Here is a 14,248-nt window from a genome sequence, read left to right on the forward strand (position 1 = left end):
GTTAGTTGGTTATAACCACCACGCACAACTGCGGATAATTGTTACTTCAGCGGGATACCCCGGCTGTCTCTGTCATAGCCTTCCGCGCCGACAAGCACGAAGATAAATTCCACGAGCACCCACATGCTCAAACCAAAGAACACGAGTTGCCCGAGAAACATCCACAGGAGCGGCACCGAAAGCAGGAGCAAGAACACCTTGCACGCGCCGCGGGCGTACTGCTTGAGGTAGAAATTGCCCGCCCCAAAGATTCCGAGGAAGAAAAACAGCAGCGCCGCGGTGGTCTTGCTCTTGTGCGGCTCGATGAGCGGTTTCCCACCCTGGTCTCCCGGGTAGTTGGGGTACGGGCTCACACTCACGGGGCGCCCCTTTACGCTTCCGGCTTCACCATCGGGAAGAGGACCGTCTCGCGGATACCCAGGCCGGTCAGGGCCATCAGCAGGCGGTCCACGCCCATGCCGCAGCCGGCTGTCGGCGGCATGCCCTGCTCCATCGCGGCGAGGAAGTCCTCGTCAAGCTGCATCGCTTCGTCGTCGCCGGCGCTGGCCAGACGGGCCTGGTCCTCGAAGCGCTCGCGCTGGATCACCGGGTCAACCAGCTCGGAGTAGCCGGTGGCCAGCTCGAAGCCGCGGACGTACAGGTCGAACTTCTCGGTCACGCCCTTTTTGCTTCGGTGGTCGCGGGTCAACGGGGAGGTCTCCACCGGGAAGTTGACCACGAAGGTCGGCTCGTAGAGTTGGTCGGAGCACAGCTCCTCCCAGATCTCCTCCACCAGCTTGCCGTGCAGCCAGCCGGCGTTCTCCGGCACCTTCAGGCCGATGGTTTCCGCGATGCCCTTAAGGGTGTCCACGTCGGTGTCGATGGTCACTTCCGGCTGGCCCGGGAACTTACGCTGCAGCGCCTCGTTCAGGCTCGGGTACATCTCCAGAACCTTCCACTCGCCGCCGAAGTCGTACTCCGTGCCGTCCGCGAGCGTGACCTTCTGAGAGCCGAAAACTTCCTCGGCGCAGAACTGCACAAGCCCCTTCATGGTGGCCGCGCCGTCCTTGTAGGTGCCCCACGCCTGGTAGGTCTCCAGCATGGTGAACTCCGGGGAGTGGGAGGAATCCACGCCCTCGTTGCGGAAGTTCCTGTTGATCTCGAAGACGCGCTCGATGCCGCCGACCACGGCCCTCTTCAGGTAGAGCTCGGGCGCGATACGCAGGTACAGGTCAATGTCCAGCGCGTTGGAGCGGGTGACAAACGGACGTGCCGCGGCGCCGCCGTGCAGCGTCTGCAGCATCGGCGTCTCAATCTCCACGAAGTCCAGGCCCGTGAGGTACTTGCGCACCGCCGCGATGACCTTGATGCGGGTCATGGCGTTAGTGCGCGCGTCCTCGCGCATGATCAGGTCGGTGTAGCGGCGGCGCACCCGCTGCTCCTCGTTCATGTCCGCGAACGCCACCGGCAGCGGGTTGAGCGCCTTCGAGGCCATGTGCCAGGACTTCGCCATCACGGACAGCTCGCCGCGCTTGGAGGCGATGACGCGGCCGCGCACGGAAACGATGTCGCCCAGGTCGGTGTCGGCCTTCCACTGCGCCAGCGCTTCTTCGCCGACCTCAGCCAGGGAGAGCATGACCTGCAGCTGGGTGCCGTCGCCTTCCTGCAGGGTGGCAAAGCACAGCTTGCCGGTGTTGCGCTGGAACATGATGCGGCCAGCGACGGCGACCTCGTCCTGGGTTTCCTCGCCGGGCTCCAGCGTGCCGTCGTACTTAGCGCGCAAGTCTTTCAGAGACGTCGTGCGATCGACTTCGACGGGGTAGGCGTCCCGCCCTTCGTCGATAAGCCTCTGCCTCTTCTCCCTGCGGATTTGCTGCTGCTCTGAAAAGTCCTGCGTAGTCACGGCGAATAATCGTAGCTTATTCGCACACCGGGAGGTCCAGTCGCTGGTTCTCAGCGTCGAAACCGTTGACGATGAACAGGTACTCCGGCTTGTCCTGCGGCGTCATCACGTACGCCGGCGGGTTCGCGTCCGGCAGCTCGTAGGAGTAGATCGTGCACTCGCCGGAGCCGAGGACCACGGCTTCGCTCGGGTCCGGCACCGCATCGTCGCGGTCGGACTCGGAGGCGTACTGGGCGACGGAAACGCCGAGCTCATCGTTGGCGCAGCGGATCTTGCCCACCTGGTCGATGTCCAGCGAGCCCGGCTCGCAGGCAAGGTCCTTCCAGCCCTTCTGGCCCGAACGCTCGGAGACGACCTTCGGGTAGTCCTCAGCGATCTGCGCCTCGGCGCCGGCCCAGTCCTCGCCGCGGTGGGTGCTCCAGTACCACAGCGCCGCCAGCGCGATGAGCAGCAGCGCGAGGATGGCGATGATCCACGGCCACGGCGCAGTCTTCTTCTGCTTCGTCGGGACCGTGCGCACGTAGTTGCCGTCGGTGCCGTAGGCGTAGGGCTCCGGCGGCTTGCGGTAGCCGTCCTGCGGGCGCGGCGCCACGGACTGGTCGGGGGATTCAATAGCCACATGCTCGGCAGGGGCGGTCTCCAGCACGCCAGCGCAGGTCCGCGCGCCGGAGCGCGGTTCGTCGCCAGTCATCAGCGCGACCACGTTGGCGAACTTTTCCACGTTGCCCTTCGCCGCCGCCTCGTCGCTTTGCGCCGGGTCGGTGCTCGGCCCTACCAGGGTGAGCTTGACCGGGGTGGTGGACCACTGCGGCTGCACCAAGAGGCGCTCCGGAGTGATGGAGCGCGAGACGAAGCCGGCCAGGCCCTTCAGGTCGTAGTCGTCGATCGCCTCCGCCACCGGCGCGAGCAGGTCGCGCACCTCCTGCGGGGTGAACGTCGCGCCCTTCTCCGCGATCAGGTCCGACAGCGGGGTGCCGGTGGGTGCCTCGCGCAGGACGAACAGCTTGCCGTCCTCGGTGGTGCCCACGCTGCGCGGCTGGAACGCGCCCGGGTGCGCCGCCAGCGCAAGGCGCGAGTTGAGGGTGTTGACTTCATCGCCGATCGCGGAATCCACGGCGGTGTCGAAGACTTCTACTTCCACACCGTGGCCTGTGTCGTCGGTGGCGGTGTAGAGCGTGGACGTCTCGGTGCTCCCGGTCTGTTCAACCTGCTCCGGGGTGAAGGTGAACCCGAAGCGTTCTGCGAGCATTCCGGCGATGGTGGCGTTGGACATGCGCGTGAGTCTACCGGGTGTCATGCTTCGACGTGTTTGAAGCCGACCCCCAGCGGCAGACCCACATTGTCCGTCAGGTGCACCCCGCCCAAATCCACAGCGCCCAAAAGCCGCGCGTCACCCTCCTCGGGCGCCTCGCGCATGGCCAGGTCGCGCAGCTCAAGGTACGTCGGGGCCACACCGGCGGCCTCGAGGACACCGCGCGCGGTCTCCAGGACTTTGGCCTTTCCATGCTCCGCGGCGTGCGCCCCGGCTGTGAGCGCGGCCGAGAGCGCGAGAGCAGCATCCCGCTTATCGACGGCGACAAGCGCGTTCCTGTTCGACAGCGCCAAACCGTCCGGTGTTCGCACCGTGGGCACGCTGTGGAGCTTGCACTCCATGCGCAGGCCGGACACCGCGTACTGGGTGGCCACCAGCACCTCGAAGTCCTTCTCTCCAAGCACCACGTCCGTGGCGTGGGTGGCGTTGATCGCGGCGAGGATCCGCGCGACTGTTTCCTGCGTGTGTTGTGGATCCTCCAGCGGCTCCACGCCGGAGTCCACGCGCACCGACGTTGCCAGCGCCCCGTGGAAGACCACGTCCACCTTCTCCCGGGCGAAGACCTCAGGGACTTCCTCGCCCGAGAACGTGACCACCACGTAGGAGCCGAGCAGCGACTTCGCCGCGCGGATGAGCTCCACGTGCCCGCCGTGGATGTCCGTGCCCAGCGGCACCACAACCACAGACTTGCCGATCTTGCGGAACGCGCGGCCGTAGGTGGCCAGCATCCGCTCCTCGGTGACCACCACTGCCTGGCCTGGTTCGAAAGCCATTTATCCTCCCTCGTATTTCTGAATCACCCACAACTCGGTGTCGGTGTCCTGGTCCACCTCGCCGCGCCTGCGCACCAGATCCACAAACAGGCGGCGAACGCCCGGATCCGGCAATGCGTCGACGAGCTTCTCCAGCTGCTGCGTGTCGTGGGCGTGCCGTGGCGCCGGCGGAGCGAGAAGGAACTGCTGCGCCACCGCGTCGAACCCCGGCACGGCCTCGGCGAGAATCGCCTGTGCGTCGTCGCGGATGACGGCCTCCATCGCCCGCAGCTCCTGGGCGGCGGCGATCGCGGGGCGTGCGTCGTCGTTAATGCGCAAGCTCACCCCGCCGATCTCCGCAATGAGCAGCCCCACCACCGTCTCGCCGAGTTCGTCGGCGGCCGAGGTCACCCACACGTTGTCGAAGATGTTGTGGGCGCACATGGTGATCGCCTGGGCGACCTCCACGTCGTCGAGCAGCTGCTGGCCTTCGTCCAGCGCGGTGTGCAGGAACATCTGCCGCGGGCGGGCGTGGTCGGCCAGGATTTCGCAGGCGGTGCGGATGTCGGCCGACGGGCCGTCGAGAAGCACAAGATCCACGTGCGCGACCGCACCGGGGTCATTGTCGATGTCCAGCGCGCGCACCGTGTGGCCGGCGCGCTCGAAGCGCTCCGCAAGCGGCGAGACGCCGAACACCGCCCCCACCAACAGGCGAGGCGGCATCTACTTCCCCTGGCGAGCGAGCAGCTCGGCGACGGAAACCGCGCCCTCTCCCCGCTCATCGGCGCGGCGGCGGCCAGAACGGCGCTCAGGCTGCGGCTCTGGGGTCGGATCCGGGGTTGGTTCCGGGGTTGGTTCCGGCTTCGGCTCTGGGGTTTGCTCCGCCTTCGCCTTTTCCGCCTCCCGCTCGCTGATCAGGTCGGACAGCGGGTTGCGCGCCGGGCGGGCCGACGGCTGGGTGCCGATGCGGCCCGCGATCGCGTCCGAGCTCGGCGCACCCGTCGGGCGGGAGGGGCGCACGCGGCTGATCACGACGGTGTCGTCCGTGGACGGGCTCTGCGCCGGCTGCGGCTTCGGCTCCGGGGCGGGTTCCGGAGTTGGTTCTGGTTCTGGCTCCTTCTTCGACTCCAACTCGCTGATGCGGCGGGCGCGAGCCTGCACGGCGGCGGGCTCGTACTCGAAGACTCGGCCGTTGAGCTCCTCCAGCTGAGCACGCAGCGCCTGGATCTGCTCCTGCAGCTCGCGCAGCGTCTTCACGTCCACGGACGGCGCGGTCTTGGCCTCCAGCTCTTCCTGGTGGCGCCGCTCCTGTTCCTGGATGCGCTGCTCGGCGGCCGCAGCCTCGGAGGTGGCCGCGTCGCGGTCCCGGCGCACCTTGGAGTTGATCAGGATCCCGGCGGCGCCAGCCCACAGCGCGAAGATCAGCGCGATCTTCAGCGCGTTAGCGGAGTTGGTGAACAGCATGACCACGGTGCCGATGACAGCGACCACAAAAGGCACGATGACCCACAGGCTCGCGCGGTCTGGGGACGCATTCTGGGCACTCATGCCCAACACTCTAGCTAACGCCTTGGCCCTCGTTGGGCGGCGACACCTCGCAGTTTTTCTCCAGCCAGATTCCGGCCGCGCACAGGGCTAGTCCGCCCAGGGTGCCGGCGACCAGCGGCGGGACGTCGCCAGGCGCTGCCTCGAGCACGCCGAGTTTGGTCACCACGTAGCTCAGCGTGCCGCCGTACATGCCGCCGAACACCGCGCCGGCCCAGGCGCTCGCCTTGCCAAAGACCATGAAGTTCGCCGCCTGCATGGGGTTGAGCTGGCTGCGATCCAGCCCGACCTTGCCTTCCTTGCGCCGCTTTCGCACCACGAGCGCGAGCCACGCGGCGATCACGGCCATCACCCACAGCGACAGCGGCACCACCATGCTCAAGGATTCCAGCAGGTTGTAGAACCTTCGCACCAAAATCACCGCTGCGGCGGCGAAGAACCCGGCGACCGCGATCAACCCCTCGTACGGCGTGCGCTTCATAGCTTCCGCACCCCCTGGTCCTCGAGGTTTTCGAGCAGCTCGCTTATCGACGCTCCGTTGAGCACCGCACCCGGATCCACCTCGAACCAGGGCTCGAGCACGAACTGGCGCAGGTGCGCCCGCGGGTGCGGCACGGTCAGCTCCGGGTTGTCAGAGGTGTAGCCCTCGACCCAGATGATGTCCACGTCCAACGTGCGCGGACCCCAGCGTTCTTCGCGGACGCGGTGCGCGCGCTGCTCCAGCTCTTGGCAGCGAGCCAAAAGTTCGTGCGGGGTGTCGTCCACGTCCACCAGCAGGGACTGGTTGAGAAAGTCCGGCTGGTCGGTGTTTCCCCACGGCGCGGTGGCGTAGATAGAGCTCGCGGCGAGGGTTTCACCAGCGAACTCGTCGGCCACCGTCTGCAGGTGGGCGCGCGCGTCGCCCATGTTGGACCCGGAAGACAGCACGGCACGCATTGGCTACATCCGCTTCCGGGAGCGGCGGGCCACCACCGCGACGTCGTCGAACACCGCCGGGATCGGTGCGTGCGGCTTGTGCAGGGTGACCTCCACGGCGTGCAGCGCGTCGTAGCTGCGCATCGCGGTCTCTGCGATCTCCACCGCCGCCGTCTCAATCAGCTGGCGCGGGGTGCCGGTGGCGATCTTTAAAGCCGCGTCCGCCAGCTCGGCGTAGTTGACGGTTTGCGTGAGGTCGTCGTCGCGCGCCGCGCCGGCGAAATCCAGCCAGCAAGTGATGTCCAGCGAAAACGCCTGCCCGAACTCGGTTTCGTGCTCGAGGACGCCGTGGTTGGCGTGGAACTTGAGGCCTTTGAGCTCAATCCGGTCAGCCATTTTTCCACCTTTCCGCCACGTCAACGGCGTCGCGCGAGACCGCCACCTCGTGCACCCGCACGCACCAGGCTCCGGCCTGGGCTGCGAGGGCGGTGACTGCTGCGGTGGCGGGGTCGGCGTCGATAGGCGAATGCTCCAGGCCGCGCTGTTGGCGGATTTCCATGAGGAAGCGCTTGCGCGACGCGCCGACGAGGATGGGGAACCCGCTGGCGATGAACTCCGGCAGCGAGTTGAGCAGCGCCCAGTTGTCCGCGGCCGTCTTGGCAAAGCCGAGGCCCGGGTCCAGGGTGATCTGGCTTTCGTCCACGCCAGCAGTGGTCGCCTTATCGACGAGCTCCGCCAGCACCTCGTGTACATCCCCCACCACGTCACCGCCGTGGTCCGCCGCGCCGGAGGCGTTGACGAATGCGTCCGCGCGCCAATGCATCAGGCACACCGGGAGCTTCGTCTCAGCTATCACGCGGTACATATCAGCGTCCGCCAGGCCGCCGGAGACGTCGTTGATCAAATCCACGCCCTCCTCGGCCGCGGCCAGCGCGGTCGCGGCGCGCATGGTGTCGACGGAGGTGCGGATCCCGTCCGCGTGCAGCGCGCGGATCACGGGCCGGATGCGCTGCACCTCCACCTCGGCGGGGACGCGGGTGGCGCCAGGGCGGGTGGATTCCGCGCCGACGTCGATAATGTCAGCGCCCAGGCGCACCAGCTCGTGGGCGTGCGCGATGGCGTCGTCAGTAGCCAGCCACTTGCCGCCGTCGGAAAACGAATCCTCCGTGACGTTGACAATGCCCATCACGCTCGTGCGCCCCGGCACGGTCAGATCGGCAACGGTAGTCATCTTCTATCCCCTAATCAGGCTCAGCACTTCCGCGCGCGAGGCCGCATTGTTCTGGAAGCCGCCGCGCACCGCCGAGGTGGTGGTGGTCGCGCCCGGCTTGCGGATCCCGCGCATGGCCATGCACAGGTGCTCGCACTCGATGACCACGATAACCGCAGAAGCATTGAGCTTATCGACGATCGCGTCCGCAATCTGCGCCGTCAACCGCTCCTGCACCTGCGGGCGCTTCGCGTACATGTCCGCCACGCGCGCGAGCTTGGACAGGCCGGTGACCTTGCCCTCCGGGCCCGGGATGTAACCGATGTGCGCCACGCCGTAGAACGGCACCAGGTGGTGCTCACAGGTGGAGTAGATCGGGATGTCGCGCACCAGCACCAGCTCGCGGTGGTTCTCGGAGAACGACTTCTCCAGGTGCACCTTCGGGTCCTCGCGCAGGCCCGCGAAGACCTCCTCGTAGGCGCGCGCGACGCGGGCCGGGGTTTCCACCAGGCCCTCACGGTCCGGGTCCTCCCCGACCGCGATGAGCAGCTCGCGCACCGCGGCCTCAGCGCGCTCGCGGTCGAACTTCGGGTTAGTCATCGTCCCTCCTGTGCTTCGGCGCGCGCTCCTCGCGCGGCAGCTGCGTGGTCTCCGCATCCGGCGTCGTCTCCGGCTCCGGGCCGCGTGCGGGGTGGTCCGGGCGCTCGTTCTCCGGCAGGCGGAAGCCGATCTGCTCTGTGTTTTCCGCCGGGTAGTTGCGGGTGCCCGGGTGCTGCTGCGTCTGCTCTTGTTTCGGCGCTCCCTTGTACGTCCAGCCTTCCGGCGGCTTCGGGCCGCCGTACTGCGGCTCTTTGTGTTTCGGCTGCTGCCAGCGGGTGGAGCCCTTCTTCGGCGCCGGGTTCTGCTCCGCCTCGCGTTCCTTGCGGCGGCGCTCGCGGGTGGCCTTGGACGCCTCCAGGATGGAGAAGCGCTTCGGCGGCTCCTCGCCGCGCTCCTTGGCAAGCTCCACCGGGGTCTTCACCGGCTCGCGGTCCGCCTGGCGCCCGAAGCGGGCGTCGTGGGCGGGCAGGGCCGGGCGGGTCGGCTCGACGGTGTCGAAGATGGCCTCCAAATCGCCGCGGCGCAGCGTCTCCTTCTCCAGGAGCTTCGAGGCCAGGGTGTCCAGCTCGTCGCGGTAGCGCTCGAGGGTGGCGTAGGCGACCTTGTGCGCTTCGTCGAGAAGCAACTGCATCTCCTCGTCGATCTTCGCGGCAACCGCCGGCGAGTACTCGAGCGAGCCTCCGGAGCCGCGGCCGGAGAAGGGATCGCCCTGCTCCTGGCCGTACTTCACCGCGCCGAGCGCGGAGGTCATGCCGTACTCGGTGACCATCGCACGCGCGATCTTGGTCGCCTGCTCGATGTCGTTCGACGCGCCAGTGGTCGGCGCGCCGAAGACCAGCTCCTCGGCGGAGCGGCCGCCCATGGCAAAGACCATGCGGGCGAACAGCTCGTCGCGGGTGTACATGCCCTTGTCGTCCTCGTCGGCAGTCATGGCAAAGCCGCCGGTGCGGCCGCGGGCGAGGATAGTCACCTTGTACACGCGCTCAATGTCTTTCAGCGCCCAGGCGGCCAGGGTGTGTCCGCCCTCGTGGTAGGCGGTGACCTTCTTCTCGTGCTCGGAAATGACCTTGCTGGAGCGGCGCGGGCCGCCGATGACGCGGTCCGTCGCCTCCTCCAGCGCGTCCGCGGTAATGACGTTGCCGCCGATGCGGGCGGTCAGCAGCGCGGCTTCGTTGAGCACGTTGGCCAGATCGGCGCCGGACATGCCGGCGGTGCGCTTGGCCAGGGCATCGAGCGAGACGTCGTCTGCAAGCGGCTTGTTCTTGGCGTGCACCTTGAGAATCTGCGCGCGGCCGGCCAGGTCCGGGTTGGTCACCGGGATCTGGCGGTCGAAGCGGCCGGGGCGCAGCAGCGCCGGGTCCAGGATGTCCGGGCGGTTCGTCGCCGCGATGAGGATGACGCCCTCGCGGCCGGAGAAGCCGTCCATCTCCACCAGCAGCTGGTTCAGGGTCTGCTCGCGCTCGTCGTGGCCGCCGCCCATGCCGGAGCCACGTTGGCGGCCCACCGCGTCGATCTCGTCGACGAAGATGATGCACGGGCTGTTCTCGCGCGCCTGCTTGAACAGGTCGCGCACGCGGGAGGCGCCCACGCCGACGAACATTTCCACGAAGTCGGAGCCGGAGATGGTGTAAAACGGCACGCCAGCCTCGCCGGCGACGGCACGGGCGAGCAGCGTTTTACCGGTGCCGGGCGGGCCGTAGAGCAGCACGCCGCGCGGGATCTTCGCGCCGAGTTCCTCGTACACGGTCGGGTCGGTGAGGAAGTCCACCACCTCGTGCAGCTCGTCCACCGCCTCGTCGGCGCCGGCGACGTCCGCGAACGTGTTGGTCGGGTTGTCCTTGGTCAGCTGCTTCGCCTTCGAGCCGCCGATGCCGAACGGCCCGCCGCCGCCCGCCTGCATGCGGTACATGAAGTAGAAGATCAGGCCGAACACCAGGACCATCGGCAGCATGAAGCCGAGCATGGACATCAGGAAGGATTCCTGCGTCACGTTCGTCTCGTACTTGTCCGCGCCGGATTCGCGCACCGCGCCGAAGATCTCCGGGGTGGTGCGAGCCGGGTACTGCGCGGAGATTGCCTCGACGCCCTCGCGTTCGTCCACGGTGATCGGCTCGCGCAGGTCGATGCGCACGCGCTGCTCGCGGTCGTCGATCTGCACTTCTTCAGCGTTGTGGTTCTGCAGCTGCTCAATGGCAACAGACGTGTCCACGCGCTGGTAGGCGCGGGAATCGTCCCCGATCAGCGTGAGCAGGTAGAGGACGATCAACGCGATGGCGCCGATGATGCCCCACCGCAAAACCTTGTTATTTTTGCTCATAAACCTTTGTTCTAGTCAGCGTCTGAGTACACGCGCGGGTGCAGCGTGCCCACATACGGCAGGTCCCTGTAACGCTCGGCGTAATCCAGGCCGTAGCCGATGACAAACTCGTTGGGAATGTCGAAACCGATGTCCAGCAGATCAATCTTCGCCGTCTGCACATCGGGCTTGCGCAGAAGAGTAACGACTTCGAGGCTCTTCGGGTTCCGGTTACGCAGATTTCGCAGCAGCCAGGACAGGGTCAGCCCGGAGTCAATGATGTCTTCCACCACGAGCACGTCGCGGCCGGCGATCTCCTTGTCCAGGTCTTTCAGGATGCGCACCACGCCGGAGCTGGTGGTGGAGTTGCCATACGAGGACACGGCCATGAACTCCATCTCCGCCGGGATGGACAGCTTGCGCGCGAAGTCGGTGAGGAAGAACACCGCCCCTTTGAGCACGCAGACCAAGATCAGGTCTTCTTCCGAGTCGCGGTACTTTTCCGAGACCATGTCCGCCAGCTCCTGGATGCGCTCCTGGAGCACGTCTTCCGGGATCAGGATCGCCTCGACATCATCGCCGTAGCGGTTCGCTGGGACATTGAAGTCCTTCTTGTCGTGCAACTCGGTCATGGGCTGGCCCTTCCCTCTCGCGGTTCTAGCGCTTCAGTTTGCGTTTACGTGCGCGTAACTTCCACATCTTGCCACCTGCCAGGCGGTAGGTACAACCATCTGCGGGGTTCGGGCCAGCCGCGACGTTTCAATCAGTTCAGCTCGGCCTCGTCGCGGCTTAGCACCGCGTCATCGAAGAGCCCGTCGCAGTCTTCAAGGATGCCACCCTCAATGCCATGCGCAGCTTGAAATTCCCGCAGGCGACGCACCACATGTGCACTCTGAAAATCCCGTGTTGTTTCCTTGTCCATCAGCACCTCCCGTTTGTATGCAGACCATATACACAGCGGGTTTAATCCACAATGGTCAACTTTCCCTGCCGACGCACCACCGCGCGCCCGCCCGCGACAGCCACGGGCCCTTGCCCGTGCCAATCGACGACCAAGGCTTCCACCGCGTCGAGCTGGTCCCCTTGCACCGGCACGCCTTCCCCCAAGAGCCATGCTGCTAATCGACGCCTCCGGACCGGCTCCGCATCCGCCTTCAACTCCGCACAGCAGGTAGTCGGCGCGAGGTCGGTCAGCGACGCGATCAGGGCCTGGTCCGCCGCGATCCGGTCCGCGGTGGCCGCGAGCGCGGGGACGGCGTCGCCGCCGAGAAGCTCGCTGAGCAGGGGCAACACCTGGTTGCGCATCGCCACGCGGCGGAAGGCCGGGTCCGCGTTCATCGGGTCGTGCCACGGATCGAGGCCGAGCTCCCCGCAGGCGCCGACGGTGTCCGCGCGGCGGATGCCCAGAAACGGCCGGACGATGCGCCCATTGCGCGGAGCCATGCCGGACGGGTTGCCGCGCAGCGCGCCAAGCAGGAGCGTTTCCGCCTGGTCGTCGGCGGTGTGGCCGACCCAGACATCACTCCCGTACGCCAGCAGGGCCTCGTACCTGGCGCTGCGCGCGGCCGCCTCCAGGTTGCCCTCGCCCACCTCGACGCGGACGACTTCGGCTGCGAGGCCGAAAGCTTTGACTGTCTGTACCGCCCGTTCCGCCACCGCGTTGGAACCGTCCTGGAGGCCGTGGTCCACCACCACGCAGCGGACGTCCTTCTTCTCTGCCGCTGCCGCGGCGGCCAAGGCGAGCGAGTCGGGCCCGCCGGACAGGCCGATGATGGCGGGGGCGTCGAAGGGGCGGAGTGCTCGTCGGCAGGCAAGGAAGTGCGGCGAGCGGCGCGGCCAGAATGGGTCCATCAGAACTCGCGCAGTGCGGAGGTGAACTCGTCCATGGCGCGGCGCGCGGCGAGGACGTCGGCGTCGTTGCAGATCAGGGCGAACGTGTAGACGTTGCCGTTCACACTGGTCACGGTGCCGGCCAGCGACGCGGTGCCGTCGAGTGTGCCCGTTTTCGCGCGCACCCAGCCGCGGCCCGCGAGGTCGCTGTAGCGGTCCAGGAGCGTGCCCTCGCCGGCGGCCACGGGCAGCGCGGACAGCAGAGGACGCAGCGCGGGCTGGGCGGTGGCGTCGTACAGCAGCGCGTCCAAAAGCTTCGGCGCGATGCGGTTGTCCGCGGACAGCCCGGAGTTGTCGTGCAGGACGAGCCCGGCGGTGTTGAAGCCGCGCTCCTCCAGCACGCTCTGGGTCGCGCCCGGCGCGTCCGTGGTGCCGCGCGCCAGCGCCACTTCGCGCCCGATGGCTTCGGCGTAGACGTTGTCGGAGTTTTTCATCATCAGCTCGAGCCGCTCCACCAGCGTCGGCGACTCCACCGCGGCGACAACCTCGCCGTCGCCCTGGCCTTCACCGACGTTCTGCGCGCCGACGCGCTCCGCCAGCGCCTGCGCCACCTCGAGCGCCGGGGTGTGGGAGCGGGGCACGTCGCCGGAGGTCTCGCCGTTTAACCGCCCGCCGGACAGCATCGCGGGCTGCAGGGGCGCGACGAACCCGCCGTCGATGTCCAACGGGTCCCAGCCCGGCATGAGCTCCGGCATGCCGTCCCAGGCGGAGGTGTCGATGAGCACCGTGCCGGCCTCCCCCACCTGCGCCGCGAGCTCATCCAGAGCTTCACTGTTCAGCCACACGTCGCCTGCCGCCTTGATCACTACTTCCCCCGGGTTCGCACCGCGCACCACCTCCGTGGTGATGCGGTCCTGCGCGCCCAGGCTCAGCAGCGCCGCCGACGCGGTGAGCACCTTCGTCACGCTCGCCGGCTTCAACGCCTCGTCGGAGGCGCGGTCGAACACCGCCTCGCCGGTGCCCGCCTGCGTGACGTGGCCGTGGAACACGCCCAGGTCAGGGTTGTCGGCAAGCGATGCCAGGGTCGTTCGCAGCGAAGTGTCGTCGATAGGCGAAGGCACCGCAGGCTCCAACACAGACGGGGCGGACTGCAGCTGGTACGGCGGCGCGTGCGTGATCTCGGAGAGCTGCTCGTGCGCCGCGATGCCGAAGCCTGCGACACCGCCGACCGCAGCGAGCGCGACGGCGCCTGCGACCCAAGTCCATACCTTCATCGGCCAAAATGGTAGCCGAAGTATGATGGCGTGCGGACATTCACCAAACTCAGGCACCGAACAAAGGAGAAGTAATGGCTATCGAGGTCATCATCGAGATCCCCAAGGGCTCCCGCAACAAGTACGAGGTCGACCACGAGACCGGTCGCGTCTTCCTCGACCGCTACCTGTTCACCCCGATGGCGTACCCGGCGGACTACGGCTTCATCGACAACACCCTTGCCGACGACGGCGACCCGCTCGACGCACTCGTGATCACCCCGGAGCCCGTCTTCCCGGGTGTCACCGTGATCGCGCGCCCGATCGGCGTGTTCAAGATGACCGACGAGGCCGGCGGCGACGACAAGCTGCTCTGCGTCATCGACGACGTGCGCTACGAGTCCTACCAGGACATCTCCGACGTCTCCGACTTTGTCAAGGACGAGATCGAGCACTTCTTCGTGCACTACAAGGACCTCGAGCCGAACAAGGAAGTCACCGGCTCTGGCTGGGGCGACAAGGCCGAGGCGGAGAAGATCCTGCAGGCCGCGCTCGACGAGTTCAAGCGCGTCGGCGACAACTCCCGCGAGAGCCTCGAGGAAGACAAGGAAGCCAAGACCGTCAACTAACTTGCTTATCGACGGCTAAAGCCG

General features: G+C 67.2%; 17 protein-coding genes. 1 reads left to right on the plus strand and 16 read right to left on the minus strand.

The window, feature by feature from the left end:
• Positions 1-41 precede the first annotated feature (41 nt).
• The 16 genes from ACX1NL_RS09990 to dacB all read right to left on the minus strand — a co-directional run bounded on the left by ACX1NL_RS09990 (position 42) and on the right by dacB (position 13,616).
• A complete protein-coding gene (locus ACX1NL_RS09990) occupies positions 42-353 on the minus strand; it encodes a TM2 domain-containing protein (RefSeq protein ID WP_311390046.1) in 312 nt (103 codons plus the stop codon).
• Between the two features lie 17 nt (positions 354-370).
• Positions 371-1,882 (minus strand): lysine--tRNA ligase, encoded by a 1,512-nt coding sequence (gene lysS, locus ACX1NL_RS09995; RefSeq protein WP_181889076.1) that lies wholly within the window; start codon positions 1,880-1,882, stop codon positions 371-373.
• 16 nt (positions 1,883-1,898) lie between these two features.
• Positions 1,899-3,155: a protein kinase family protein gene (locus ACX1NL_RS10000; protein WP_181889077.1), complete on the minus strand. Its 1,257-nt coding sequence runs from the start codon at positions 3,153-3,155 to the stop codon at positions 1,899-1,901.
• 20 nt (positions 3,156-3,175) lie between these two features.
• Complete coding sequence (locus ACX1NL_RS10005; protein WP_181889078.1) at positions 3,176-3,967, minus strand: pantoate--beta-alanine ligase; 792 nt, start codon at positions 3,965-3,967, stop codon at positions 3,176-3,178.
• Complete coding sequence (locus tag ACX1NL_RS10010; RefSeq protein WP_181889079.1) at positions 3,968-4,669, minus strand: 6PGD fold domain-containing protein; 702 nt, start codon at positions 4,667-4,669, stop codon at positions 3,968-3,970.
• Positions 4,670-5,494: a DUF6779 domain-containing protein gene (locus ACX1NL_RS10015; protein WP_458898061.1), complete on the minus strand. Its 825-nt coding sequence runs from the start codon at positions 5,492-5,494 to the stop codon at positions 4,670-4,672.
• Positions 5,495-5,504: 10 nt separating this feature from the next.
• Positions 5,505-5,972, minus strand: a complete 468-nt coding sequence (locus ACX1NL_RS10020; RefSeq protein WP_181889081.1) for a DUF3180 domain-containing protein — start codon at positions 5,970-5,972, stop codon at positions 5,505-5,507.
• Entirely contained in the window at positions 5,969-6,427 is a 459-nt protein-coding gene (folK, locus tag ACX1NL_RS10025; RefSeq protein WP_458898062.1) for a 2-amino-4-hydroxy-6-hydroxymethyldihydropteridine diphosphokinase, read from the minus strand. The genes ACX1NL_RS10020 and folK overlap by 4 nt, the downstream gene beginning before the upstream one ends.
• 3 nt (positions 6,428-6,430) lie before the next feature.
• Positions 6,431-6,802 carry a dihydroneopterin aldolase gene (gene folB, locus ACX1NL_RS10030; RefSeq protein ID WP_458898063.1) on the minus strand — a complete coding sequence of 124 codons (372 nt, stop codon included), beginning with the start codon at positions 6,800-6,802 and terminating at the stop codon, positions 6,431-6,433.
• Entirely contained in the window at positions 6,795-7,637 is an 843-nt protein-coding gene (gene folP / locus ACX1NL_RS10035) for a dihydropteroate synthase (protein WP_458898064.1), read from the minus strand. Before folP ends, folB begins: the two co-directional genes overlap by 8 nt.
• Before the next feature lie 3 nt (positions 7,638-7,640).
• On the minus strand, positions 7,641-8,216 hold the full coding sequence (gene folE / locus ACX1NL_RS10040) for a GTP cyclohydrolase I FolE (RefSeq protein ID WP_458898065.1): 576 nt from the start codon (positions 8,214-8,216) through the stop codon (positions 7,641-7,643).
• Complete coding sequence (gene ftsH, locus ACX1NL_RS10045; protein ID WP_458898066.1) at positions 8,209-10,533, minus strand: ATP-dependent zinc metalloprotease FtsH; 2,325 nt, start codon at positions 10,531-10,533, stop codon at positions 8,209-8,211. Before ftsH ends, folE begins: the two co-directional genes overlap by 8 nt.
• 11 nt (positions 10,534-10,544) lie before the next feature.
• Complete coding sequence (hpt, locus tag ACX1NL_RS10050) at positions 10,545-11,144, minus strand: hypoxanthine phosphoribosyltransferase (RefSeq protein ID WP_239306353.1); 600 nt, start codon at positions 11,142-11,144, stop codon at positions 10,545-10,547.
• A gap of 131 nt (positions 11,145-11,275) precedes the next feature.
• Positions 11,276-11,440 (minus strand): hypothetical protein, encoded by a 165-nt coding sequence (locus ACX1NL_RS10055; RefSeq protein WP_458898067.1) that lies wholly within the window; start codon positions 11,438-11,440, stop codon positions 11,276-11,278.
• Positions 11,441-11,475: 35 nt separating this feature from the next.
• Positions 11,476-12,363, minus strand: a complete 888-nt coding sequence (tilS, locus tag ACX1NL_RS10060; protein WP_181889088.1) for a tRNA lysidine(34) synthetase TilS — start codon at positions 12,361-12,363, stop codon at positions 11,476-11,478.
• Complete coding sequence (dacB, locus tag ACX1NL_RS10065) at positions 12,363-13,616, minus strand: D-alanyl-D-alanine carboxypeptidase/D-alanyl-D-alanine endopeptidase (protein WP_239357117.1); 1,254 nt, start codon at positions 13,614-13,616, stop codon at positions 12,363-12,365. The genes tilS and dacB overlap by 1 nt, the downstream gene beginning before the upstream one ends.
• A 74-nt stretch (positions 13,617-13,690) precedes the next feature.
• On the opposite strand from dacB, the gene ACX1NL_RS10070 reads away from it, so the two are divergent.
• Positions 13,691-14,224: an inorganic diphosphatase gene (locus tag ACX1NL_RS10070; RefSeq protein WP_239306349.1), complete on the plus strand. Its 534-nt coding sequence runs from the start codon at positions 13,691-13,693 to the stop codon at positions 14,222-14,224.
• The last annotated feature ends 24 nt before the right edge of the window (positions 14,225-14,248 follow it).

Source organism: Corynebacterium sp. CQ3829_602738 (genome assembly GCF_054478435.1).